Below are 25,949 nucleotides of genomic sequence, written 5' to 3'. Positions count from 1 at the left end.
TAGATAATTGTATGAAACGAATTTTAACAAGGCTGCTTTTTTGTGCATTTGCACTAAGCTCAATGCAGGCATTTGCATGGGGACTTACAGGGCACCGTATTATTGCTGAGATTGCCGAGAATCATCTTAATGGTAAAGCGAGAAGACATCTTAAGCATATCTTTGGAAAAGAAAGACTGGCATACTGGGCAAACTGGCCGGATTTCATTAAGTCCGATACTACAGGCGTTTGGAAATCTACATCTACATGGCATTATGTAAATATCGATCCTCAGCCGGACTTTAAAGCATTCAAAGAAAATCTTGAAGCACAGGCAGGGCCTACAATGTACACTCAGATTAAAACACTTTCTGAGCAGATTAAAAATAAAAATACATCTGACAAAGACAGAAAGATCGCTTTAATGTTCCTTATTCATATTGTTGGTGATATGGCACAACCAATGCATACAGGAAGAGCAGGAGATCTTGGAGGTAACAAAATTGATGTTACATACTTTGGTAAAAAGACCAATCTTCACAGTGTGTGGGATAGTGATTTGATCGATTCACAAAAATACAGTTATACTGAATTTGCTAAACTTATAGACATTAAATCAAAGGATGAAGTAAAAAAGGTACAAAGCGGAACTTTGGCTGACTGGATTTATGAAACGCACAAACTAGCCAATAATATCTATGCTAATACACCATCCGGATCTAATCTTAGCTACGGATATGGTTATAAATATGATGGACTTTTAGAACAACAGCTGGTAAACGGAGGTCTTAGACTTGCGAAGTTACTGAACGACTTATTTTAAAAATTTCGTCTGAAGCTTTTCAAAAACCAAATGGTCTATGGGAAGCGGAAAAGGATTAGAGGCCGAAATGGGTAACCATTCGGCTTTTTCTATTTCTGTATCTATAATGCGGAAATTTTCAGGATCTTTAATCTTTACAATGTAATAAACAGTAAGAAGCTGTTCGTTTTCTCTGAATCGGGATTGCATAAAGCCCTCCTGAGTATAGAAATGTTCTACAACCTCTATCTTTACATTTAATTCTTCCATAAATTCACGGTGAAGACAATCTATTACACCCTCTCCAAATTCCAGACCTCCTCCGGGAAGTTTTATCAGTTTCTCACCTGCATAACTTTCGAAAAGAGTTAGTATTTTCTGGTCTTCTATGCATAAAGCATAAACACGTACGTTGAATTTTTCTATTTTTTCCATGCGTTAATCATTTCGCGTTTACCTTTTGGTCCCTCTAATTTTTCAACTTCAAAGTTAAGTCCTTTTAGGATACGTTGTAAACTTCCTTTGGAAGAATAGGTGGTGAATAAACCTCCCGGTGTCATTTTTTCAGCAACCATTTTTACCAAAGGCTCTTCCCAAAGATCAGGTTGTACACGTGCACCAAAGCAATCGAAGTACACCAAGTCTATTGGCGGCATTTCAATATCTTTAATATTATAGAAGTCTTCTTCAATTTTCTGAAGAAAGAAATCTTTTTCAATATTTTCTGATTTCCCCCAATCCGTGCTGTGAATTTTAGTAAAAGCATTCTTTACAAATTCATTTTCAAAGAATTTATCGTACTCCAGGCTGCTAGCCTCTTCTAATTTCAGGGGATATTTTTCTAAAGAGTAGTAATTAATTTTATGACAAATGTCAGTTTTTAAATATTCATCTAATGTTACCAAAACATTAAGTCCTGTTCCAAAACCAAGCTCTAGAATATTAATTTCATATTTTTTTAATCTATTTATTCCGTTTTTAATAAACACGTGTTTGGCTTCCTGTAATGCGCCGTGATGAGAGTGGTAAGTTTCGTCTAAGCTGCTTACATGTAGTGTTTTACTTCCGTCTTGCGTGGTTTTTAGACTTCTGAGCATGAATATTTTTTACCAAAGATAATTAAATTTTGGCTATTTGAAAAAATTGTTATATTTGTAATAATAATCTTTAAAAAATTAAAAATGATAATTCAGAAAACTTCAGCATCAAGAATCGATACTTTCGATAAAGACAATTTTTCATTCGGAACAACTTTCACAGACCATATGGTTGTATGTGAATACGAGGATGGAAAATGGGGAGATGTAAGAGTTATGCCTTATGGTCCGTTTCCTTTTACTCCAGCTATGATGGGGGTAAACTATGGACAGGCTTGCTTTGAAGGAATGAAAGCCTACAAGGACAAAGACGGAGATGTTTTCCTTTTCCGCCCGGAGAAAAACTTTGAAAGAATTAACAAATCTGCTAAGCGTTTAGCAATGCCGGAAGTTACTGAGGAAATGTTCCTTAAAGGGCTTGAAACTCTTATGGACATTGACAGAGAATGGATTCCTCAGGGAGATGGATTTTCATTATACATCAGACCGCTTATTTTCGCTACAGAAGAGGCATTAAAGGCACGTAAGTCTGAAAAATATATGTTCGCAATTATAGCAACTCCTGCTAAAGCTTATTATACAGCTCCGGTATCTGTATTAATTTCAGATTTCTATTCAAGAGCTGCTAATGGAGGGGTAGGATCTGCAAAGGCTGCAGGTAACTATGCAGGTGCTTTTTATCCTACAGACCTGGCGAATGAGCAAGGATATGAGCAGATTATCTGGACAGATGATGCTACACACAGCTATTTTGAAGAAAGTGGTACGATGAACGTTTTTGTACGTGTAGGAGATACAATCTATACGCCACCTACATCAGAAAGAATTCTGGATGGCGTAACACGTGACAGTTTTATTCAATTAGCGAAGAAAAGAGGAATTGAAGTTGTTGTAGATAAAGTACCTGTAGACTTTGTAATCAATGCTCACAAAGAAGGTACATTAAAAGAAATATGGGGTGTAGGTACTGCTGTAGTAACCAGCCAGTTTGAAGCTATTGGTTACCACGGTGAAAAGCTAATGTTGCCTGTACTTTCTGAAGAGGAAAGTTATGCTGCAAGCCTTAAAAATGAATTAGTAGGAATCCAGTCTAACTTACTTGAAGATCCTTTCGGATGGAGAGTATTAGTTGGTGAAGGAGTAGCTGAAAAAGCATAATAATACTTTTTATAAATATTATAAAGTCTTCCGAAACCGGAAGACTTTTTTTGTAATCCTGATCTGATCAGGATTATTTTTTTCTAATCATATAATCTATACTATATTGATATTCTTGTTGTGCAGCCAATAAAAAAGCTCCCGCACATCCCACCCATACAGAATAATCCAGCGGTGCTTTGATTCCTAATACTATTGCCATAGACAGAGCAAAAACAAGCAAAAGCATTCCGGATCCATAAGAAGCAATTCTTGTTTTGTAGCCAAGTATCAACATTACAGGAAATAATATTTCCAGAAAAGTAGCTATGTATGCAGAAAATATGCTCATGATTTCGGGGAGGAAGAAAGTGAGCTTTTGGGTGTAAACTTCAAAATTTTTCCAGTTCCCCCATGAAGAGTTATCTCCCCAGAAACCGAATCTGTCTGCCACAGCGGACAACATTGTTACTGAAATTGCTATCCTTAGAAATAATTGCTGAAACTGATTTTTCATAGTTCTTATTTTCTTTGTTTTATGATAAGACAAAGTTCTGTTTTACATTTCGTAACCTTCTTAAACCAGTTTAAGAAGATGGTATAAATAATATTTTAACTAAATGTATTTTATTTAGTATCAATTTAATATTAAAGCAATAAGATAATAAATGTTTTAGCCTTATTTTTCATTTACTTTGCGTTTTTTATTATTTATAGTATATTTTATGTTATAAAATTTATAGTATAAATATATATGAATGCTTTTTTCCAAATTGGAAGATTACAAATTAAATGAATATGATAAAACAACAATTATTTGGAGCGGGACGTATTATTGGAATGTCTGTCCTTGCTCTGTGGCTTACATCATGTAGAAGTGCCGAAACAGAAAGCAATATTACTGGCGGAACTGCTTCTGTAAAAATTAATCTCCAGGGAAGTACATACGAAAATGATTCTGAAGTAAAGCCATTTGCTTCTGCTGATCATAAAAATACAACTGTACTGCCAGATACCCAGGTACAGGAAATACCCTTCAGTGATAGATACAGTCTGCTGGCGACTTTTACAAAAGATCCTGCATCACAGGCTGCCTATTTTCAGGCTTCTTCCGGGAAGGATAATTTAATGGCTGTAACTGAGCCCAAATCTCAACAACTGGCGGATAATATAATGTACAAAATTGTGGTATATGATGCGAGTGGAAGATATGTAACGGATCGTAATTACATTAGAGGAAAAGAAGATGATATTACTGTTACTCCTGTTCTTAATCTTAATGGGGGACAGAATTATACTTTTATAGCATATTCAGTGAATAGCACCAAGAATGTTCCGGATATATCAACCAGTGCAAGATTATCGGGAGCTTTTCTGCTTGTTATGGATATTGAAGACTTTATGTATTTTAGAAAAGATGCTTCCGTCTCTGGTGAGGGGACAAATTATCTTAATGTTGTTTTAAAACATAAAACAAGTCAGATTACATTAACACTGGACTCTTCATTAACTGGAAATAGTATATCCGATATTTCTGCTTATTTTTCTTCTCACTATCCTAATACAGGTATATTGTTGTCCAATGGCAGTTTACAGTATCCTCCGGGGACACAGGTTAATAAAAATGTTTCGTTTTCGGGATTGGGAACCAATATAATTAGCGGTGGGATATCAAAGTTAAGTGCTGATACTACAACTGCCGAGCTTACTATTGCTTCAATTACCATAGCTGGAGTAACACAAACAAATCTGAAAATTCCAAATATTAAAATTATTCCGGGTTTAAGGTATAATCTGAATATTCAGGTAAAGCCTAGATTGTAATTGTTAGAAAACACCTTAGAAAATATAAGTAGCCGATAATTCTTCCGGCCATTTTTATGTATTTATACAGATGCAAAGAATGTGAAAGGATATAATTGCAATATAAAAAGACTTACTATGTGTTTTTTTATTAATTTAAGATGATTCAAAAGTAGTATTATAATCAGCGTTGTTTAAATAAAAAAGATACAATACAATAATAATGAAAAATCCACCAGATGATATTTTTCCTTTATCTGTTAAAGAGGCTCTTATCGGGTTTTACAAATTTAACCGCCTAAATCTGTCCAATGATTTTTCCTCACATTGTGTGAGGGTTTATATAGGTTGTATTCTGGCGCCTGTCCCGAATATAAAAGCAAGGCGAAAGTATTTGAAATTTCACGATATACATCATATTATAACAGGATATGGTATAGATAGAATTGGAGAAAGTGAAGTTAGTGCATGGGAACTAGGATCGAGAAGTTGTCGGAAGCCTATAGTTTCTGTAATGAATCTTTTCGCTCTGTCTACTGGCTTTATTTTGAGTCCGACTAAAGTTACTAATGCTTTTTATAGAGGATGTAGAAGTAGAAACCTTTATTACATGGCGGAGTCAGTATCTGAAGCTGAAATCGACGCTATAGATTTTACTGATATAAAATCTGGGCATCTTGAAATAAAACAAAATATTGAATATAAATTTCTAAGACAGGCTGAATTCGCAGGGTATTTATTTATATCCATGATAATCCATGTCTTTATGCTAATTGCTGGTAAAGCATTGCTAATAGTGGAGAGTATCAAAAAGAGAATACAAAAACGAAAGAAATAATTTTTGTATTTCTAAAGCTTATTTATTAAAAAACCTCATAGGATTTAGAAGCCTATGAGGTTTTAGTATTCGGTATTTAATTTTATTTTCTTCCCCAAATCATCCTGTTATTTCCTGAAATATCTTTTAGCAGGTATGCTTCGGATAATTTATCTTTATATAATTCCAGTGTTTCTGGTCCCAGTTTTTGATTTATTTCCAAAAAAACAAAACCTTCATCTGAAAGGCTGGTTTCTGTATCATTGGCAATCTTTCGGTAAAAAGCCAATACATCATTTTCTGGTGCAAACAATGCCATCATAGGCTCAAAATCCTTTACACTGTTCTCTATGTCAATTTCTTCTTCAGTTCCGATATAAGGAGGATTACTGATGATAACATCGAAAACCTCTGGTAGATGACTATTCAGATAATCTTGTTGAATAAAATGAATCTCAGTGTGATGCAATACTGCATTTTTATTTGCCATTTCCAGTGCTTTTTCGGAATAATCCAATGTGTAGACATTTGCTTGTTTAAGATGCTTGGCAATGGTTATAGCAATACAGCCGGAACCTGTTCCAATATCCAGAATTTTCAACTCTTTATCGGAAGGTAATTTCTCTAAAATAAGTTCGATAAGCTCTTCTGTTTCCGGACGCGGAATCAGAACATTTTCATTAACGAAAAATTCTTCACCAAAAAAATACGCTTTACCAAGTATATGTTGATAGGGTTTTCCTAATTTTAGCTCTTCCAATGCCTGAATAAACTGTAAATTCTGAGCTTCTTCAACTTCCTGATCGGCGTACATCTTTAGCTGAATACTATTGTACTGTAGATATTCTTCAGCTAAATAAGTAAACAGTTTCTGGATTTCACTTTCCGAATATAGTAATGTCAGCTCTTTTGAATAAAGCTGTTGTAATTCCTGAATCTTCAATGTCTATCGGGTAAAAATAAAATGATGTTCGGTAGACAGCTTATCATTGAAAAGATAACCTTCCAAATTAAATGCCTTTACATCATCCAGTTTTTCAATGCTGTTCAGAGCGCAGAATCTGGAAACAAGTCCTCGTGCGTGTTTGGTATAAACAACAATGTTTTTATTCTTTCCGTCTCTTTCTTCATAGAAATCGAATTCTATAACCGGAGCTTTTAATTTCTTTTTGTTTACAACCTTTGAGTATTCATTGCTGGCAAGATTTAGAACAAAATCTTTAGCCTTTAACTGATGGTTTATTTCATCGGTTACTTTATCTGCCCAGAAGTCATAAAGGTTTTTATAGTTCTCAAAGCTGAAACCACAACCCATTTCCAGTCTGTACAGCATTATTTTGTTCGAAGGTTTCAATAAGCCGTAAAGCCCGGATAGCATTCTTAAATTCTTTTGCAGAAAATCAACAGCATTTTTATCCAGGGTTTTTACATCTAAACCGCGGTATACTTCACCTGCAAATGCAAACATAGCAGAGGTTGAGTTTTTGGTAGTTGGTTTTGTTGTCCAGTTTTGGTTTCTTTCCCAGTTTTCGTTGGCTAGCTTATCGGAAATATGCATAAGATCCTTAATGAATTTAGGATCCTTTTCTTTTAAATATTTTTGAATGTGAGCTGCCTCTTCTATAAATTTGGGAGTGCTGGCTTTCAGCATATCAGTTTTATTACCGATATTCATCAGCTTAGCCGGAGAAATAAGTATCTTCATGTTTGTCTTTAATCTTCAAAATTTCCTTTTCCTTCTCTTACAACTTCAGGGATACCCTGTGTAAGGTCTACTATTGTAGATGCTTTGTTGTCACCATATCCTGAATCTATAACAATGTCTACAAGATGATCATACTTTTCAGCTATCAGCTCCGGATCAGTGGTATATTCTATAACATCATCGTCATCTTTAATAGAAGTAGAAGCGATAGGATGTCCCAATTTGGAAACAATAAGTTGTGGAATAGGATGATCCGGAACCCGGATTCCTATGGTCTTTTGTCCTTTATAGGCTAAAGGTAAGGTTTTATTGGCTTCTAGAATAAATGTGAAAGGACCAGGAAGGTAATGTTTTAATAATCTGAATGTAGCAGTATCTATAGGTCTGGTAAATTCAGACAAATGGCTAAGGTCATTACAGATAATAGAAAAATGAGCCTTTTCTAATTTAACTCCTTTTATCTGTGCTAGCTTTTCCATAGCTTTTATATCAAAGATATTACAGCCCAAAGCATAAACAGTATCTGAAGGATAAATGATAAGACCACCTTTATCCAGAGTTTTTACAACTTCCTGAATAAGATTTTCCTGTGGATTTTCTGGATAAATTCTTAAAATTTTTGCCATGTAACAAAGTTAAGCATTTTTATTACTGAATAAGATAGGTCTTTTATTAAGAATATGTATTATTTCCTGTGTTTTCATCAATCAGAGTGCCTATTTTTATGGGGAATTTCCTAATTTTAGCACTTTGTTAAAACTAATAGTGTTATAATATGAAATTAAAATTCATTCTCTCATCTGTATTGGTGGCGGGATCGGTCTGTGTATTTGCACAGAAGAAACCATTAGACCATTCGGTATATGATGGCTGGCAGTCAGTAGGAAGCCGGAAGATTTCTAATGACGGAAAATGGGTTGGGTACAATATTGACCCGCAGGAAGGAAATTCAAAATTGTATCTATCTTCCCCAAAATCTAAAAGCTCACTTGAATTTCCAAGAGGCAGTAAGCTATCTTTCACCAGCGATTCTAAATTTGCTTTATTTTCTATCAAACCTTTCTTTAAAGACATTAAAGCTGTAAAAGACAAAAAGCTGAAGAAAGATAAACTGGCAAAAGATACATTGGGTATTGTCAATCTTTTTACTCAGAAAATTGAGAAGATACCGAATGTACAATCTTTTAAATCTCCGGAAAAGGGAGGTGCTTGGATGGCTTACCTGATGGAGAATATGAAAGATAAAACGGCTACACCTGATGCTAAAGATGATGATGCAGATGATAAGAAAGACGATGATGCGAGTACAAAGCCATCTGATCTTATTCTTGTAAATCTTTTGACGGGAAAGAAAACTACGTATGAAAATGTAGTCCGTTATCAGTTTAGTGAAAACGGGAAACAATTGATCTTTGTAACTCAGAAACCTGAAGATAAAGACAAGGATAAAAAAGACAATAAGAAGCCTGAGAAGAAAGATAAGTCTGCTCCGGTTAAATATGCTTTGCAAACAGTAAATTGGGTAGATATTGAGAAGGGAACGGTAAACAAGCTGACAGAAGGCGAAGGTAATTTCTCTCAACTTACGTTTGATGAACTAGGGAATAAGCTGGCTTTCATTGGAACCTTATCTGCTAAGAATGATCTGGTAAAGGATTATCAGCTGTACTATTTCTCTCAGAATGCTAAGAATACAGTCGTAAATAATAAGCATACTAATTTGCCTAAAGGTTGGGTTGTTTCTGAAAACAGAGCACCAATATTTAGTAAAAACGGTAAACAGCTTTATTTCGGGATAGCACCGAAGCCAATTGCAAAGGATACCACATTAATAGCTAATGATCATGCCATAGTGGATGTATGGAATTATAAAGATGATTACATACAGACAACCCAGTTGAAAAATATGGGTAAAGATCTGAAAAAATCTTTCGGAGCAGTATTTCAAACCGACAAACCAGAGGTATTCCGCAGTTTAGGTGATGACAATACAGACACAATAAGGCTGATTAATGAAGGTAATTCTTCTTATGTTTTAGGTTCTTCCAATAAAGGATCAAGAATTCAGTCACAATGGGAGGGATCAGATAGAAAGACCTATTATCTTATAGATAACATCAACGGAAATACTACAGAGGTTGTAAAAGAACTGAATGGTAGTGCAGTAGCCTCTCCTCTGGGAAGGTATATTGTTTATTTTGATAGAGAGAAAGGGAACTGGTACAGTTATAGTGTGGCAACAAAAACCACAACTCAGCTAAATAAGAACCTGAGTGTTTCTTTCACAGATGAAGAATTTGATATGCCGGATAAACCATATGCATACGGAATAGCTTCATGGACAGACAATGATGAATCTGTGATTATCAAAGATCGTTATGACCTTTGGGAATTCTTCTTAAACGGTAAGAAAGCACCAAGGAATATTACTAATTCTTATGGAAGAGCACATAAGATTACTTTTGATACTTATAATCTTGATAAGGATATAAAAAGCATGAACAGGAGGAAGTCAATGTATATTTCGGCTTTTAACAATGTTACAAAAGCAGATGGTATTTACGAAACTTCAATAGTATCCGGTAAAGATCCTAAAGAAGTATACATGGGTGATATCTGGGGCTTTAAAACATTAATGAAGGCTAAAAATGCAGACGAGTATATCTTTACTAAAGAATCTTATGTAAAGTCTCCTAACTTGTTTGCTACTTCAGATTTTAAAGAGCAAACTCAGCTTTCTGATACAAACCCTCAACAAGCCCAATATAACTGGGGAACAGATGAACTTGTTAACTGGACAACACCAAAAGGCTATCAATCTACAGGTGTTTTGTTTAAGCCGGAAAATTTTGATCCGAATAAGAAATATCCTATGATTGTTTATTTCTACGAGAAATTGTCTGAGAATCTGAACAGATATGTAGCTCCGGCTCCAACACCGTCTCGTCTGAATATTTCTTATTTTGTAAGTAACGGATATTTAGTTTTCACACCGGATATTTCCTATAATGAAGATGGTCATCCGGGAAGATTCGCTGTGGAATATATCAATTCCGGAGTAGAGTACCTAAAGAAAAATCCTTGGGTAGATGGAAACCACATCGGAATACAAGGCCAAAGCTGGGGTGGTTATCAGGTAACTCATCTTATTACGCAAACCGATATGTATGCTGCTGCATGGGCTGGTGCTCCAGTGGCCAATATGACTTCGGCTTATGGTGGAATTCGTTGGGGATCTGGTATGAACAGACAGTTCCAATATGAGAAATCTCAAAGTAGAATAGGGAAGACCTTATGGGAAGCAAGAGATTTATATATCGAAAACTCTCCATTATTCCATTTTGATAAAGTAAATACACCTGTAGTGGTAATGGCCAATGACAAAGATGGAGCAGTGCCATGGTATCAGGGAATCGAAATGTTTACAGCATTAAGAAGATTAGGGAAACCGGTATGGATGCTTAACTATAATGGTGATGATCATAACCTGATCAAACGTCAGAACAGAAAAGATATTCAGATTAGAGAACAGCAGTTCTTTGATTATTACCTGAAGGGAGCCAAAGCTCCAGCATGGATGACCAAAGGTATTCCGGCAACAATGAAAGGTAAAGACTGGGGATTTGATCTGACAGATGAAAAACCCTAATTAAGGATTAAATAACATAAGAAAAGCTCCGACTGTGTCGGGGCTTTTTTTGTTTTAACAGGCTTTGTTATTGAAAATATATTATGTTAATCAATTTATTTAGATTAAATATTTATATTTAAGATATTAATTATTAAAATATGAAAAATCTAAAAAGATTATCCATAACAGATTTAAAAAATCTAAAAAGAGGGCAGGCTCCTGAAAGTATGTGTGTACCAGGGAAAAATGACACGTGTGGGCAGTATGGCTTAGAATGTGGGATTTTTCATGGAAAAGATTATGCTAATGGAGATTGGTCTGCATGGAGATGTCTCTAAATTTTTTAAATTAAAGAAAGTTTAACTGCCTCTAAGATATCCTAGAGACAGTTTATAAATTTAGAATATTATGTACATCAAAATAAACATATTAATAATGTTTTTTGTGTCTTCTTTTTTTGGGGCGCAAAACACATCAATAATATATGAACTTACGTATAAACCATCAACAAGCAGTGATTATATTAAAACAAAAACTTTTTTTTTAGATATAATTGGTAGTGAATCTGTTTTTAGAGATGATTTCCGAAGACATTCTGATTCGATAATAAATTATAGAGGAAGCTATGGATTAGCATATAGCAATAATTATAGCGATCAGATCTATATAAAAAAGGATCTAAAGAAAAATAAAATTACGAAGTATATTGTTTCTCCAGTTAGTTTAGATAAATTTTACATCGATATTGATGCAAAATTAAATTGGAGGCTTTTATCAGATATTCAAAAAATAGGTAGTCTAGAATGTCAAAAAGCTGAAACAGATTATGGAGGAAGACATTGGGTTGCTTGGTTTACGCAAGAAATTCAACTTTCAGAGGGGCCTTATATTTTTCATGGTTTACCTGGGTTAATAATTCAAATTGAGGATTCAAATCACGAGTATGTATTTAAATTAACAAAAACTCGAAAATTTAATTCTGATACCAATTTTTCAGTACAGGGAGCAAAGGAAATAAACTGGGATACATTTATAAAAATTCAGCAAGATTTTTATATTGATCCTTATGCATTTGTAAAAGCAGGAGGTTATAAAGCTGTTCAAGATGATGGTAGTGGCGGGGTTAAAAAACTGGATTTTAGAGAAGCTACACTTTCTACTCAGGGATTCATAAAGAAAAATGATAATCAAGTAGAGAAAAATAGAATAATAAAATATTCTAAATAAGAACTTTAGAAAGTTAATTTTGCTCTAAAGATATAAATATAAAAAAAGAGAACTCAATTGAGTTCTCTTTGATTTAGTAGCGGGGACACGACTCGAACGTGCGACCTTCGGGTTATGAGCCCGACGAGCTACCTACTGCTCCACCCCGCGATATTGTACTGCAAATATATAACGTTTTTTTCGAACTGGCAAGTATTAATCGATGTTTTATAGAAAAGCTTTCATTTCATCCTCAATACCAGTACGTAACGCCATTAATTTTTTTGCATAATCTTCTAATTGAAGCTCATGTTCTGTCTCCGGCTTCCATTGTGGAACCTTTATTTTGTTGCCGTTTTCGTCTACAGCAACAAAAACAATGATACAATGGGTCTTCTTTTCATACTTTTTAGAGGTGACCGCTTTAGAAAAAACATCAATCATAATATGCATACTAGAAGAACCTGTATAAATAACCTTTGCATTAATCTTGATGAGTTCACCAATCTTTATAGGTTTCAGAAAGCGAATTCCTCCAACATATACCGTTACAGCATAACTTCCGCACCAATTACTGGCACAGGCATAGCCAACCTGGTCTATCCATTTCATAACACTGCCGCCGTGTACTTTGCCGCCGAAATTAACATCTGTAGGTTCTGAAATAAACTGAAAAGTTGTTGGTGTATTGTGCATGATTTAATAAGATTTATAAAGTAATAAAAATAGGTATATTTACGCTCATTTGGACATAATGAATGATAGAAAGTTCAAATGCACTCAATTAATATTAAAACAAATCCAAATACACTAAATAAAAACTAAATAACATATGAAACCTACATTTCTTACATTGATTGGGATTTTTTATGCTGGTATAACTTTTTCTCAAGTTAAAAGTACTGAATCAGTAAGTAAAACTGAAGCAGTTGCTGATAAACCAGCAGAGCCTTTTATAAAAGAGATCAGAGATATTGTAAAGACAAATTCTCTTTTTAGAGACAAGCTCAACTGGAATGAGATTGATGGAAATATCAAAACACTTTCGGTTGGAATGAAAACAACAAACGATACAAAGCCAGTAATAGATTATATAATATCTGAACTTAGAAAAGTAGGAGACAAACATTCTTTTTTTATGTCTGTAGCTGCTACAACAAATTATTCCAGTCCGACAAAAAAACTTGAAGGAGCAACCAGTAAATTATTGCCAGGTGATATTGGTTATATTAATGTTCCGCAATTCGGTTCTGTAAATGATTCTGCAATGACTGTCTATGCACAGAATATCCAGAATCTGATCAAAGACCTGGATACTAAAAACAACATAAAAGGCTGGATTATTGACTTAAGAAAAAATACGGGAGGTAATATGTATCCAATGATTACAGGATTGGGGCCGCTTTTAGATAAGGGAACACTTGGCTATTTTGTCAGTAATAATAAAAAGAACCCATGGAAGCTTATGGAAAAAGGAGAGAAGATGTGGAGCAACAATGCTTATGTTCCCAATGCATACAAACTAAAGAAAAGACCTGAGAGAATTGCTTTACTCATAGGAGGAAGAACTGCAAGTAGCGGAGAGTTTACCCTCGTATCTTTCATCGGTCAGGATAATACCAGATTATTCGGACAGCCTACTGCCGGATATACTACAGGAAACAGAACTTATGTATTATCAAATGGCTCATCTTTGATGCTGTCTACTAGTAACGCAGCGGATCGTGATAAAAAAGATCATCTAGGTGCAATCAATCCGGATGTGTTAGTAGAACAGTCTACAAATAAAGATGCAGACATAGAAATTGCCAGTAAATGGATTCTGGGATTTTAATAAATAATTATTTGTAATCCCGACTTTTATTTCTCTCTTAAAGATGGTATTTTTGAATATTATATAAGAAATATACAAATGAAAAAAGTCTTCTACCTGAAAACATGTGGTACGTGTAAGAAAATTATGGCTGAATTCAATCTGGATGGTTGGGAACTTAGAGAAATAAAATCAGCTCCTGTTACGGAATCGGAATTGGCAGAAATGTATAAACTGACTAATTCATATGAAGCACTATTCAGTAAGAAATCGACTCAGATTAAAGCCAGAGAAATAGATGTTAAAAACCTTAAAGAAGAAGACTTTAAAGGATTAATTCTGGACCATTATAGTTTTCTGAAAAGACCAGTATTTATTACGGGTAAAGAAATTTTTGCTGGCAGTGATAAGTCTAATCTGGAGAAGCTGCGCCAGTTCTTTTTGGCTTAGAATATAACTATACTTAGTGTTCAAAAAATTATTAAACCTCACAGATTTTTATTGTCTGTGAGGCTTTTAGTTGTTAAATACCTTAATTTTATTGTTGTTACGGCATATTTACTTTAGTAAAACTTGTAATATTAGAACCTGTGGTACCTAGACCCAATTGTCCGGAATCATTATATCCGGCAGCCCAGAAACTGCCATCTGTTTTCATGATAACAGAGTGTTGTGCGCCTGCATTTATTAAGGCTACTTTATCGGTAACCTGAGAGAATTGATTACTATTAATTGTACTTCCTATGCCCAGTTGGCCATAGATATTAGATCCTGTGATCCATAAAGTATTATTTGTTTTGAGTATCATAGTGTGGCTTGTACCCAGACTTATAGCTTTTACCTGATCAGCAACCTGTACAAACTGATTTAGCGGAGTATTGTTTCCTGTACCCAATTGACCAACCAGGTTAGCTCCTGTTGCCCAAACAGTGTTGTCTTTTTTTAGAATTACAGAGTAGGTTTGGTAACCTGCAGCAACAGCCTTTACGTTGCCTGTAATAAAAGCAGGAGTAAGCTGATTACTGGTGTCACTTAATCCTAACTGATAGCTGCTATTGGCTCCTGTTCCATAAACCGAACCATCGGCTTTTAGAATAAGCGTATGACCGTAAGTAGCGGAAACAGCAGCCACATTATTGGTAACCATGGTCATAACATTTCGGTATTGTTGATTTCCAATTCCCAGTTGCCCAAACTGATTATTGCCAGTTGCCCATAAAGACCCATCATTCTTAATAGCATAAGAAGAATTGATACCTGCAGCTATGGCTTTGACGTTATTTGTTATGAGAGCGGGTGTATTTAGATTAGTATTATTCCCAGTACCCAATTGGCCATCATAATTATAACCTGTAGCCCACAATGTGCCATCTCTTTTTAGTATTAAGGAATGTAAACCGTTTGCAGCTACTGCCTGTACATTATTCATTATAAATACAGGAGTACTTCGATTATTGTTGTCGCCGAGTCCTAATTGTCCATAGCTATTTTGGCCCGTACCATACAGATTACCTTCCGGACTTACGAATAAGGTATGCCAGTTTCCAGAGGAAATTTGCCATTGTGCTTTTACCAATGTATAGCTGTTTCCCAGATAGGTAACCGTTATTATACCATCACCTTCTTCAATACTGAAGCCTGGTATGCCCGATGGACCTTGTGGGCCTGTCGGACCAGTCGGACCGGATGGTCCGGTTGCAGGAACCGGATTTCCTGAAGCATCTCGAACAATTTGCCAGCTGTTTCCATTGTCGTAACTTATCATCCATTGATTGGCTGTAGTATTCACTTGTAATAAAGGTGTTATGCCATTGGAACCGTTTTGTCCGTCTTTACCGGTTACAGGTAATTTATTGCCGTTTTGTATTATAAAATTTCCGCCCAAAGTCCAGTAGTACAAGCCGTCAGTATCTTGTTTTACCCCAATAGCAGGAGCGTTAACGCCATCTTTTCCATTTGTACCATTCGTACCGTTGGTTCCATTGCTTCCGTCTTTCCCATTACTTAGGTTAATTGTGGTACCATTACTCATGGTAAGTGTGTACCCTGTAGAGGTAGCTTTATAGGATACAATACTTATGTTTTGCTGTAACGCGGAGGTGATTGCTTTTAATGCCGTAATATCAGTATTCATTAGTTTTACTGCAGCTTCCAAAGCTGCTATACGTGCCGCCTGGCTATCTAATTGATCTTGTTGTTGCTGTTGTTTCCGCATGATCTCATCAAAATCAGTCCGCTGGCAGGCAGTAACTGATAGCAATAGAAATATCCATATAGAGAAAATAAATTTAGTGTTCATAGTCGGAAGTATTATTCGTTAGAAATTGTCTTATTATTGTCCTTTTTGCTGGTATTTATATCGAAGCTAACACCGATAGTGGTATAAAGCATTAAATTTTCTTTCCAAGCCGGATAAGTGATGACACCATCATATTTATCATCGTTTAGCCAACTAAATGACGAACGTAAGAAAAGCTTTGTCTGTTTATTAATTCTGTATGAAAATCCAAGATCTCCGCCCATAGAGTAGCTTAATGATTTAGGTTTGGTACCGTCCATTAGCTTTTGATTAGTTTTTATATTATAAATTCCTGTTGAAAAATCATTGAAAAAGAGATGAGGTGCAATTTCTAGATTAAATTTTCCTTCACTTCTGAATATTTTCAAAACCTGAACAGGTAAACGTAATCCATATCTTGAAAGCCGGATTTTACTGTAAATATCTCCCAATTTATAGCTTCCTTGTGTATAGCGGATTACACCTTGATTATCTATTAAATCATTAGTCTGCCATTTGGAAGCTCCAATATTACCGGTAATATAATCTGTATTGACCTCAACGGCCAGCCAGTTTGTAAGTCTGTAACCGATAAACAAACCGCCGCCATAACCGGGACGAAATTTTTCTCCTGTGGATGATAGATCTCCCCAAAATAATGGAGAACCGGCTTGCACTCCTACATAGAGAGAAGATTCGGGAGAAGGTTTCTTTTGAGCATACAATACTGCGGAGCCAGTAAATATTAAAAACAGTAATGAATATATTTTGATCATAGCAGGAGGATATCTGCTAACAAAATTAATTTGGCACGCAAGGAAGACCAATACCCAAAAACAGGTATAAGTTAGCTTTCCAATTTTGTATATTTAGAAGTAATTTTATAAGCATGTTCACTACCTGTTTTTGGGTAATAGATATAATCTGGAATTTTATCAGCTTTACAAAATATGAAGTTGTTGCTATATCATAAATATTTAGGTGCTGTTCTTCTGCTTTTATGCTTCTGTGGCATAAATCAGTTAGCTTATGCTTCATCTGCGCATGATACCTTAGATATAACAGAAATGGATAGGTATCCAGTAAATAATGATTTGTATTGGCTACAGACAAAAGAAAAATTATCGGCGGACAAGGCTTACCAGTTGCTAAAAAACGGAAATGGACGAAAGCTTGCTCCTGATGTCAGTATAAATTCCGGAGTAGCTGGGAACTATTACTGGCTGACGTTTATAATAAAAAATACATCTGGATCACAAAAAGATCTTTTTTATAAATTCAATTATCCTTTTCTTAATAATGTAGAAGCATACAGATTTACTTCATCAGGTTTTAAAAGGTTTATGAAAACTGGCGCCGAATCAGTATTTGATACACGGGATTACCCATATCATGATTTTGTTTTTCCTATTAGGTTAGAAGTCGGAGAATCTGCTGTTTTTTTAATTATGGCGGAAAGGATAGGAGAGCGGTTCAGTACAACTCCGGAGCTAATCAGTAATAAACTTTTTAAAGAAGAAGAGCAGCGGTTGTATATTATTATAGGTGTAATTGTAGGTATTATGTTTTTTAATACGATAATCAATTTGTGCCTTGGTATTTCTCTGAGGGACAGAATACATTATTTGTATGCCGCTTATGTAATGGCCGCATTGTTTTGGGTACTTAGTAGCGTCGGAGTGGATTATCAGTTTCTTTTTCCTCATTATCCTGTAATATTTAGTTTATCTCAGTTTTCTGCGGGTGCAGTAACTATGATTTTGATGGTACAATTAGGTATTGCTTTTTTGGAGCTGAAAAGTAACAGCATTAAGACCTATTATGTACTGAATTTCTTTAAATGGCTCTTGATTTTTTCACTGATTTCAAAAATTGGATTGGACTTGTTATTTTTTGAACAGCGACAAGTGATCAAAATTGCAGGTAACTTATATCTGATAGCAATTGCCGGAATTGCTATCTCTATAATATGGGCAGCTATTTTACGGGTAAGACAAGGATTCAAGCCAGGATGGTTTTATCTGGCTGCAGTATGTTTTCTGGCAGGCAGCATTTTCAAAACCTGTTATGTTATTCTTACCACTAATGATTTATCCGTTTTAGTCTCTCCACCGACAAGTATTCAGATAGGTTTAATTATAGAATCACTGATTATTTTTGCAGGTATTATTTACCGATATTCTGTTCTTAAAAAAGAGAAAAAGGAGCTGGCAATAAAATTGACAAGTCAGAAACTTGAGATGACACAAAATATAATTGCTGCTCAGGAAGAAGAACGTAAAAGACTAGCGCAGGATTTACATGATGATTTAGGAGCTACCCTTAGTACTTTATTGCTCCATATTACCAATCGGCATGATATAATAAATAATCCCTATAATGAACGGAGTATTGAAATTACACAGAAAGCATTGGCTGACCTCAGGAATATTTCTCATGATTTATTACCCAAAGATTTTTCGACAATTGGTCTTTTCCAGACTTTAAAGAACAGAACGGATGAACTTAATAGTTTTGCTCTTACACGATTCTGGCTTAATACAGACGGAGAAGATGAACAGTTGAATGAAATACAGTCTGTCATATTGTACAGGATAATAAATGAATTAATTAACAATACAATTAAGCATGCAAAAGCCTCTCAGGCTAATATAGATCTGATAATTGCAGATGAAAATGTAACACTTATTTTTGAAGATAACGGAATAGGCTTTAACGATCACAATAATCTTAAAGGGATTGGATTGAAAAATATACACTCACGTGTAGCTTTTCTGGGAGGAAAAATAAATACCGATCACAACAAACAAGGAACAACCGTAATTATTGTTGTTCCGTTGAAAAACACACAATAATGAATATTACAAATGTTATAATAGCAGATGATCATGTTCTTTTTGCCGACGGACTAGAACAGCTTGTGCACTCTCTGGAGGGATTCAGGGTTACGGGGAAAGTGACCGATGGTAAAATGCTTATGCAGAAGCTAAATACAGTTTCTGCAGATATTATTCTGATGGATATTAATATGCCTTATCTCAACGGAATAGAAGCCGCACAAAAAGTTCTGTCTTTGTATCCGAAAATCAAGATTGTATTTATCAGTATGTATTATAATCTTCAGTTGATGAATCAGGCAAAAGAAACCGGAGCTACAGGATATATTATGAAAGATGTTACAGCTGTAGTGTTGAAAGAAGCTATTATAAATGCCAAGAATGGGATTCAGACTTTTTTACCGCCTGTGGCTAAGGACACTTTGCTAAATGATATGATGAAGGATCAGGATCCCTTTGTGTTACATCATAAACTGTCTCCAAGAGAAATGGATATTATACATTTGATAAAAGAAGGAAATTCAACCAAGCAAGTAGCAGCATTGCTTGAATTAAGTGTCTTCACTGTAGAAACCCATAGAAAAAATATTAACAGGAAACTAAAAGTCCAGAGTACAGCCGAACTTGTTGCACTCATGCATAAGTTTAATCTTTAATTTTCTGATAAAAAAATACCCGGATATTTCCGGGTATTCTTATTTGTGACCTTTTCAGGTTATTTGTATTCCATTATACAAAAGGAAGTTTTACAACTTTTGCAGGGATATCTTTATTACGAATTCTGATGAAAATATCAGATCCTAATTTGAAGTGAGGCTTTGCAACATAAGCTAATCCAACTCCAATTTTTTTCATTGGGGACATTGTTCCGGAAGTTACTTTACCAATAACATTACCTTCAGCATCTACTACTTCATAATCATGTCTTGGAATGGCTTTCTCTTGCATTTCGAAGCCAACAAGCTTTCTGGTGATACCTTCTTCTTTTTGTTTTGCAAAAACTTCTTTAGATACAAAATCTTTATCGAATTTAGTAATCCAGCCAAGGCCAGCTTCGATAGGAGAGGTTGTGTCATCGATATCATTACCATACAGACAGAATCCTTTTTCCAGTCTTAATGTATCTCTGGAAGCTAATCCGCAAGGAATCATTCCAAATTCTTCTCCGGATTCAGTTAATGCATCCCATAATTTCACAGCATTTTCGTTTTTAAAATAAATTTCAAAACCTCCTGATCCTGTATAACCTGTATTGGAAATAATTACATCCTGAACACCTGCTACAGCACCAATAGTGAAGTTGTAGTAAGGGATGTCTGCTAACTGAGTATCTGTTATTTTCTGTAAAATTTCAGTGGCTTTAGGTCCCTGAATAGCAATAAGAGACATATCATCCGATGCATTTGTCATCTTAGCACCAAAAGTGTTGTATTTAGAAATGTGATCCCAATCTTTATCAATATTGGAAGCATTTACTACAACAAAATATTTCTCATCAGCAATCTTGTATACAATAAGATCATCTACAATTCCTCCATTTTCATTCGGAAGACAAGAATATTGTGCTTTACCATCTTCTAATGCATCTACATTATTAGTGGTAACTTTTTGAAGAAGTTCCTTACTTCCCGGTCCTTCAATAAAAAATTGTCCCATGTGGCTTACATCAAACATTCCGGCTTTTTCACGTACCGCAAAATGTTCTTCAGTAACTCCGGAATACTGTACGGGCATTTCGAAGCCAGCAAAAGGAACTATCTTGGCACCAAGAGAAACATGCTTGTCAAAAAGTGCTGTTCTTTTCATTTTTTAAATATTATTTCGATTTATAATTTTGTTGATTGTCTGTTATAGGTGATGTCTATATTCGTCCCAGATAATTTTAAACCATTCTGTAAAAAGTTCCGGCTTATTGGCGATCTGTTCATCCAATTCTTCCATGGTAACGAAACGTATAGCAGAAACTTCATCAGGGTTTAACTGGTATTCACCATTATAAGTTCCGATGAAAACATGGTCCAGTTCATGTTCCCATAAACCTTGTCCTACATCTGCCTTATAAATAAAATGGAATTTTTCTTCCAGTTCACAGGTGATACCTAATTCTTCATGAATTCTTCTTTTAGCACCGTCTAAATAAGTCTCATTTTCACGAGGGTGCGAGCAACAGGCATTGGTCCATTTGTTTGGAGAGTGGTATTTGGTTGCACTTCTTTGCTGTAACAGCATTTTGCCTTCCTGATTAAACAAGAACACTGAAAAGGCCCTGTGTAATAGCCCGTTCTGATGGGCTTGCATCTTTTCCATTACACCCAGTACATCATCGTTTGGGTTTACAAGTACAACTTTCTCTTCCATTTAGGAGCAAAAATAGCTATAATCAATTGATTTTCCTAATCAAAATATTCGTTAAACTTATAATTTTTGGATGTTTTTTTAATAAATTTGTTTGCTTGAAAACTAATATTTATTATGACGATAAAGAAAAATACACTTATCGCAGCATCAGGTTTGTTTTTGTTAACCCTGAATGTTTCTTGCGGTAAAGGAGACCCAAAAGCGGCTGCGGCACAGCAGCAACAAAAACCTCAACCATACCAGTTCATAACAGTGGAGCAAGGGCCAGCGACAGTCTATGAAGAGTTTCCTGCGCGTTTGCAAGGGAAACAAAATATCGAAATACGTCCGAAAATTGACGGATTTATAGAAGATATTTACATAGATGAAGGTGCGTATGTGAAGCAGGGACAGGCCCTCTTCAGAATCCGAAATCCACAGTATGAGCAGCAGGTAAGGGTTGCAGAGGCTGCCATAAGAAGTGCGCAGGCAGATGTTGCTACAGCTCAGATGCAGGTAACGAAGACAAAACCATTGGTAGATAAGGATATCATTTCCAAGTACGAACTTCAGGCTGCTCAGTTGGCATTACAGGCAAAGCAGGCTAACCTTGCACAGGCACAGGCTAATTTAACAAATGCCAAAGTGAATGAAGGTTATACAATGATTTCCAGCCCGGTAACAGGTTATGTCGGAACATTGCCATATCGTCATGGTAGTTATGTAAACAGTGCTACACAGGAGCCGTTAACGACGGTATCTAATATTGGAAGTATTTATGCTTATTTCTCGGCTAACGAAAAAGAAGTATTAGAATTTCTGAAACATGCAACAGGAGGAAGTATTACAGAGAAGCTGAAAAATGCACCTAATGTTAGTTTAGTTTTATCAGATGGTAGTGAATACAAAGAAAAAGGAAAAATCGAATCTATGAGCGGTCAGGTGGATCCTCAGACAGGATCATTTATGATGCGTGCGACTTTTCCAAACGAAAACGGACTTATCCGAAGTGGATACAGTGCTACGCTTAAGCTCCCTACCTATCTGGAAAAAGTAATTATTATTCCACAAAAAGCTACTTACGAAATGCAGGGTAAAACCTTTGCTTATATAGTAGGAGCGGACAACAAAGTAAAATCAACAGAAGTAAAAGTAGTCCGTCTTCCGGATGGTGTAAGCTATGCCGTAGAATCAGGACTTAAGGCTGGTGATAAAGTTGTTGTGGAAGGAGTTGGTATACTGAAAGACGGAACTGAAATTGTTCCTAAACAAACCAGTCTTACCGCTATTACTCCAAAAGCTAACTAATATTAATCATAAGGAGGAATCCTTATAATCTCATTTAAAATTATGTTTAGAAAATATATAGAAAGACCGGTACTTTCTACCGTAATATCTATTATCATTGTGATATTAGGTATTTTAGGTATTGTGAGCCTGCCGGTATCTCAATATCCTGACATTGCTCCGCCCACAGTAGTCGTAAATGCCAACTACATGGGAGCCAATGCGGATGTAGTACTAAAGAGTGTTATCATACCGCTGGAAGAGCAGATTAATGGTGTGGAAGGTATGACCTACATGTCTTCTTCTGCAACCAACGAAGGATCAGCATCTGTTTCTGTATTCTTCAAGCAAGGGGTAAATCCTGATATTGCCGCGGTAAACGTACAAAACAGGGTTTCCCGTGCCAACAGTTTACTACCCCGTGAAGTAACACAAGCCGGGGTAACGGTTGTAAAAAGACAGAGTTCCAACGTATTAATTTATACACTGAAGAGTGATAATCCGCAATACGATCAGGTATTCTTACAGAACTACATCAACATCAACATCATTCCAAGAATGAAAAGGGTAAACGGAGTTGGTGATGTAACCGTATTCGGAACAAAAGATTACTCTATCAGAATCTGGCTGGATCCTGATAAAATGGCTGCTTATGGTTTGGTTCCAAGTGACATTGGTGCAGTCCTTAATGAGCAAAATATTGAAGCTGCCCCAGGTAAAATGGGAGAGCAGGGAAAGCAAAGTTTTGAATATACCCTGAAATATAAAGGTCGTCTTACCAGCACAGCTGAGTTTGAGGATATCGTATTAAAAGGAAATATCGGCGGACAAGTATTAAGACTTAAAGATGTTGCCAAAATAGAATTAGGTGCTCAGGATTATTCAGGAAATACCTTTACAGATGGACAGGCAGCGATCGGGGTTGCTGTTGCACAGACAGCAGGCTCCAATGCTCAGGAAGTAATCAACGGTTGTGTGGCGGTATTAGACAATGCTTCAACATCTTTTCCTAAAGGGATTACCTATACAACAATGGTAAATGCCAATGAATTCCTGGATGCCTCAATTGAAAAAGTACTTCATACTTTATTTGAAGCCTTTATCCTTGTATTCATTGTTGTATTTATATTCCTTCAGGACTGGAGATCTACATTGATTCCAGCGATAGCTGTACCAGTAGCGATTATCGGTACTTTCTTCTTCCTGAATCTTTTCGGATTTACGATCAACCTACTTACCTTATTCGCATTAATTCTTGCGGTAGGTATTGTTGTGGATGATGCTATCGTCGTCGTTGAAGCCGTTCACTCCAAGTTAGAACAAGGTGAAAAATCGCCTAGGCGTGCGGCTATTTCTGCGATGAATGACATCTCCGGAGCTATCATCAGTATTACACTTGTAATGTCTGCAGTATTCGTACCGGTAAGTTTTATTAGTGGTTCTGCCGGGGTTTTCTATAAACAGTTTGGTTTAACACTTGCAATTTCTATTGTACTATCGGCAGTAAATGCATTGACGCTGAGTCCTGCGCTTTGTGCGATATTCCTTAAGCCACATGCAGATCATGGTGAGGAGCATAAGAAAAATATTATGCAGCGTTTCTTCTCCAACTTCAATACTGCATTTACGGCGACTACAATGAAGTATACTCATGGTGTTAGTTTCCTTCTTAGAAGGAAGTGGCTTACATTAATTGCTTTATTAGGTTTTGCAGGGTTATTTGGCTGGTTGATGGTATCTACACCTAAAGCTTTCGTACCAAGTGAAGATATGGGAGGGATATTCTCGGATATTGCTTTGCCATTAGGCGCTTCACAGGAGAGAACTGAAGAGGTATTGTCACAGATTGAGAAAGTAGTATCTAAAATGCCAGAAGTAGACCACATTATGAAAATCTCCGGAAGGGGGATGATCAGTGGTACAGGTAGTAATTACGGGATGGTCATTGTAAAATTGAAACCATGGGCACAGAGAACAGGTAAAGGTGAATCTCAGGATGCTGTACTTGGAAAACTATATGCGCAAACTGCAGGTATTAAAGATGCACGTATTATTTTCTTCGGAAGACCAACTCTTCAGGGGTTTGGTAATGCTGCAGGTTTTGAAATGCAGCTTCAGGATCAGAAGGGAGGTACAATTGATGATCTGAATAAAGTAACCAATGACTTTATTGATGCTCTAAAGAAAAGACCAGAAATACAAAATGCTTATACATCATTTAACCCGAACTTCCCACAGTATCTTATCGATGTGGATGTTGCATCTATTAAGAATGCAGGTTATTCGGTGTCAGATGTACTAAGTGTTATTCAGGGATATTTTGGTGGGGTATACGCTTCCAATATTAACTTGTTTGGTAAGCAGTACCGCGTTATTTATCAGGCTCCGCCTAATCAGAGAGCAAACGTAGAAAGCTTTGATGTAATGAAAGTAAGAAGCAGTACAGGTGCTATGGCGCCGGTAAGCAGATTCGTTACACTGAAGAGAGTATACGGACCACAGAGTATCAGCCGTTTCAACTTGTTTACAGCTGTTACGGTAAATGGTACACCAAATCCGGGATACAGTTCGGGTGATGCTATCCAGGCTGTTCAGGAAGTTGCAGCACAGGTAATACCATCTGGTTATGGATATGAGTTTTCCGGGTTAACAAGAGAAGAAATGAGTGCAGGTAGCCAGACGGTTATCATCTTTGCACTATGTTGTATCTTCGTATACTTCCTTCTTTGTGCACAGTACGAAAGTTATATGCTTCCGTTTGCTGTAATGCTTTCATTACCATTCGGTCTTGCAGGTGCATTATTCTTTACCTGGATTACCGGAACATCGAATAACATCTATACCCAGATTTCCCTGATTATGCTTATCGGGCTATTGGCGAAGAATGCGATTCTTATTGTCGAGTTTGCCCATGCAGCAAGATTAAAAGGTTTATCTATTGGTAAAGCTGCGCTAAGAGGAGCACAGCAAAGATTGCGTCCGATCCTTATGACATCCTTCGCCTTTATATTTGGTCTTATACCGTTGGCTATTGCTGCCGGGGCCGGAGCAGTTGGTAACAACGCTATTGGTATTGCAGCGATCGGAGGGATGCTTTTCGGAACAATTTTCGGAGTATTCTTTATACCAGTATTATTTGTCGTGTTCCAGTTCTTACACGAGAAGATTTCTATTAAGAACGAAGAAAGTGCGGATGTACCAAAACTAACAGATTAAAAC

General features: G+C 36.0%; 24 protein-coding genes and 1 tRNA gene. 13 read left to right on the top strand and 12 right to left on the bottom strand.

Annotated features, from left to right (window positions below; all coding sequences use genetic code 11):
- Positions 1-11 precede the first annotated feature (11 nt).
- Positions 12-803 carry a S1/P1 nuclease gene (locus AYC65_RS08125; RefSeq protein ID WP_009084621.1) on the top strand — a complete coding sequence of 264 codons (792 nt, stop codon included), beginning with the start codon at positions 12-14 and terminating at the stop codon, positions 801-803.
- Here the strand turns inward: AYC65_RS08125 and AYC65_RS08120 are convergent.
- Both AYC65_RS08120 and mnmC2 read right to left on the bottom strand, forming a co-directional pair.
- Positions 795-1,217, bottom strand: a complete 423-nt coding sequence (locus AYC65_RS08120) for an NUDIX domain-containing protein (protein WP_034867275.1) — start codon at positions 1,215-1,217, stop codon at positions 795-797. The two genes, AYC65_RS08125 and AYC65_RS08120, sit on opposite strands and share 9 nt — an antisense overlap.
- Positions 1,205-1,879, bottom strand: coding sequence for a tRNA (5-methylaminomethyl-2-thiouridine)(34)-methyltransferase MnmC2 (mnmC2, locus tag AYC65_RS08115; RefSeq protein WP_045179618.1), 675 nt, complete (start codon positions 1,877-1,879; stop codon positions 1,205-1,207). Before mnmC2 ends, AYC65_RS08120 begins: the two co-directional genes overlap by 13 nt.
- An 84-nt stretch (positions 1,880-1,963) precedes the next feature.
- Here mnmC2 and AYC65_RS08110 point away from each other — a divergent pair, with 84 nt between their 5' ends.
- Positions 1,964-3,037 carry a branched-chain amino acid aminotransferase gene (locus AYC65_RS08110; protein ID WP_034867271.1) on the top strand — a complete coding sequence of 358 codons (1,074 nt, stop codon included), beginning with the start codon at positions 1,964-1,966 and terminating at the stop codon, positions 3,035-3,037.
- 73 nt (positions 3,038-3,110) lie between these two features.
- On the opposite strand, the gene AYC65_RS08105 is transcribed toward AYC65_RS08110, so the two are convergent.
- The gene (locus AYC65_RS08105; RefSeq protein WP_059333759.1) at positions 3,111-3,533 is read right to left on the bottom strand and encodes a DoxX family protein; all 423 of its coding nucleotides are present in this window, start codon (positions 3,531-3,533) and stop codon (positions 3,111-3,113) included.
- A 281-nt stretch (positions 3,534-3,814) separates the two neighbouring features.
- Between AYC65_RS08105 and AYC65_RS08100 the strand changes: the two genes are divergently transcribed.
- On the top strand, positions 3,815-4,840 hold the full coding sequence (locus AYC65_RS08100; protein ID WP_034867541.1) for a hypothetical protein: 1,026 nt from the start codon (positions 3,815-3,817) through the stop codon (positions 4,838-4,840).
- Positions 4,841-5,042: 202 nt separating this feature from the next.
- Complete coding sequence (locus AYC65_RS08095; protein WP_034867270.1) at positions 5,043-5,657, top strand: hypothetical protein; 615 nt, start codon at positions 5,043-5,045, stop codon at positions 5,655-5,657.
- 82 nt (positions 5,658-5,739) lie between these two features.
- On the opposite strand, the gene prmC is transcribed toward AYC65_RS08095, so the two are convergent.
- From prmC to AYC65_RS08080, 3 genes are read right to left on the bottom strand one after another with little or no spacing between them, the layout of a single operon-like run.
- Positions 5,740-6,579, bottom strand: coding sequence for a peptide chain release factor N(5)-glutamine methyltransferase (gene prmC / locus AYC65_RS08090; RefSeq protein WP_034867268.1), 840 nt, complete (start codon positions 6,577-6,579; stop codon positions 5,740-5,742).
- Positions 6,580-6,582: 3 nt separating this feature from the next.
- A complete protein-coding gene (gene yaaA, locus AYC65_RS08085) occupies positions 6,583-7,341 on the bottom strand; it encodes a peroxide stress protein YaaA (protein WP_034867267.1) in 759 nt (252 codons plus the stop codon).
- 8 nt (positions 7,342-7,349) lie between these two features.
- A complete protein-coding gene (locus AYC65_RS08080; RefSeq protein ID WP_034867265.1) occupies positions 7,350-7,967 on the bottom strand; it encodes an L-threonylcarbamoyladenylate synthase in 618 nt (205 codons plus the stop codon).
- A 149-nt stretch (positions 7,968-8,116) separates the two neighbouring features.
- Between AYC65_RS08080 and AYC65_RS08075 the strand changes: the two genes are divergently transcribed.
- From AYC65_RS08075 to AYC65_RS08065, 3 genes are all read left to right on the top strand, one after another.
- Complete coding sequence (locus tag AYC65_RS08075) at positions 8,117-10,990, top strand: alpha/beta hydrolase family protein (RefSeq protein WP_034867263.1); 2,874 nt, start codon at positions 8,117-8,119, stop codon at positions 10,988-10,990.
- A 140-nt stretch (positions 10,991-11,130) separates the two neighbouring features.
- On the top strand, positions 11,131-11,310 hold the full coding sequence (locus AYC65_RS08070) for a hypothetical protein (protein WP_034867262.1): 180 nt from the start codon (positions 11,131-11,133) through the stop codon (positions 11,308-11,310).
- 70 nt (positions 11,311-11,380) lie between these two features.
- Positions 11,381-12,199, top strand: a complete 819-nt coding sequence (locus tag AYC65_RS08065; RefSeq protein WP_059333760.1) for a GLPGLI family protein — start codon at positions 11,381-11,383, stop codon at positions 12,197-12,199.
- A 77-nt stretch (positions 12,200-12,276) separates the two neighbouring features.
- Here AYC65_RS08065 and AYC65_RS08060 read toward each other — a convergent pair.
- Both AYC65_RS08060 and AYC65_RS08055 read right to left on the bottom strand, forming a co-directional pair.
- Positions 12,277-12,349: transfer RNA gene (locus tag AYC65_RS08060), tRNA-Met, on the bottom strand.
- Between the two features lie 57 nt (positions 12,350-12,406).
- Complete coding sequence (locus AYC65_RS08055) at positions 12,407-12,874, bottom strand: acyl-CoA thioesterase (protein WP_021346919.1); 468 nt, start codon at positions 12,872-12,874, stop codon at positions 12,407-12,409.
- Between the two features lie 136 nt (positions 12,875-13,010).
- On the opposite strand from AYC65_RS08055, the gene AYC65_RS08050 reads away from it, so the two are divergent.
- Together AYC65_RS08050 and AYC65_RS08045 are read left to right on the top strand one after the other, a co-directional pair.
- Positions 13,011-14,012, top strand: coding sequence for a S41 family peptidase (locus AYC65_RS08050; protein WP_034867258.1), 1,002 nt, complete (start codon positions 13,011-13,013; stop codon positions 14,010-14,012).
- A 78-nt stretch (positions 14,013-14,090) separates the two neighbouring features.
- Positions 14,091-14,441, top strand: a complete 351-nt coding sequence (locus AYC65_RS08045) for an arsenate reductase family protein (protein WP_034867256.1) — start codon at positions 14,091-14,093, stop codon at positions 14,439-14,441.
- 97 nt (positions 14,442-14,538) lie between these two features.
- Here the strand turns inward: AYC65_RS08045 and AYC65_RS08040 are convergent, their stop codons facing one another.
- Both AYC65_RS08040 and AYC65_RS08035 read right to left on the bottom strand, forming a co-directional pair.
- Positions 14,539-16,290: a PL29 family lyase N-terminal domain-containing protein gene (locus AYC65_RS08040; protein WP_034867255.1), complete on the bottom strand. Its 1,752-nt coding sequence runs from the start codon at positions 16,288-16,290 to the stop codon at positions 14,539-14,541.
- A gap of 11 nt (positions 16,291-16,301) precedes the next feature.
- Positions 16,302-17,045 carry a porin family protein gene (locus AYC65_RS08035; protein WP_034867252.1) on the bottom strand — a complete coding sequence of 248 codons (744 nt, stop codon included), beginning with the start codon at positions 17,043-17,045 and terminating at the stop codon, positions 16,302-16,304.
- A gap of 174 nt (positions 17,046-17,219) precedes the next feature.
- Between AYC65_RS08035 and AYC65_RS08030 the strand changes: the two genes are divergently transcribed.
- Both AYC65_RS08030 and AYC65_RS08025 read left to right on the top strand, forming a co-directional pair.
- The gene (locus AYC65_RS08030; protein WP_234300266.1) at positions 17,220-19,124 is read left to right on the top strand and encodes a sensor histidine kinase; all 1,905 of its coding nucleotides are present in this window, start codon (positions 17,220-17,222) and stop codon (positions 19,122-19,124) included.
- Complete coding sequence (locus AYC65_RS08025; protein WP_234300265.1) at positions 19,124-19,762, top strand: response regulator transcription factor; 639 nt, start codon at positions 19,124-19,126, stop codon at positions 19,760-19,762. The genes AYC65_RS08030 and AYC65_RS08025 overlap by 1 nt, the downstream gene beginning before the upstream one ends.
- A 73-nt stretch (positions 19,763-19,835) precedes the next feature.
- On the opposite strand, the gene gcvT is transcribed toward AYC65_RS08025, so the two are convergent.
- Positions 19,836-20,912 carry a glycine cleavage system aminomethyltransferase GcvT gene (gcvT, locus tag AYC65_RS08020; protein WP_034867248.1) on the bottom strand — a complete coding sequence of 359 codons (1,077 nt, stop codon included), beginning with the start codon at positions 20,910-20,912 and terminating at the stop codon, positions 19,836-19,838.
- A 42-nt stretch (positions 20,913-20,954) separates the two neighbouring features.
- The gene (gene idi, locus AYC65_RS08015) at positions 20,955-21,464 is read right to left on the bottom strand and encodes an isopentenyl-diphosphate Delta-isomerase (RefSeq protein WP_034867245.1); all 510 of its coding nucleotides are present in this window, start codon (positions 21,462-21,464) and stop codon (positions 20,955-20,957) included.
- 114 nt (positions 21,465-21,578) lie between these two features.
- On the opposite strand from idi, the gene AYC65_RS08010 reads away from it, so the two are divergent.
- Positions 21,579-22,751: an efflux RND transporter periplasmic adaptor subunit gene (locus tag AYC65_RS08010; protein WP_034867244.1), complete on the top strand. Its 1,173-nt coding sequence runs from the start codon at positions 21,579-21,581 to the stop codon at positions 22,749-22,751.
- Between the two features lie 42 nt (positions 22,752-22,793).
- Positions 22,794-25,946 (top strand): efflux RND transporter permease subunit, encoded by a 3,153-nt coding sequence (locus tag AYC65_RS08005; protein ID WP_034867242.1) that lies wholly within the window; start codon positions 22,794-22,796, stop codon positions 25,944-25,946.
- Positions 25,947-25,949: the final 3 nt, after the last annotated feature.

This window comes from Elizabethkingia bruuniana (genome assembly GCF_002024805.1).
GTDB classification, from domain to species: domain Bacteria; phylum Bacteroidota; class Bacteroidia; order Flavobacteriales; family Weeksellaceae; genus Elizabethkingia; species Elizabethkingia bruuniana.
The sequence above is the reverse complement of the archived record's forward strand: the minus strand, read 5'-3'. Positions and strand labels throughout refer to the sequence as shown.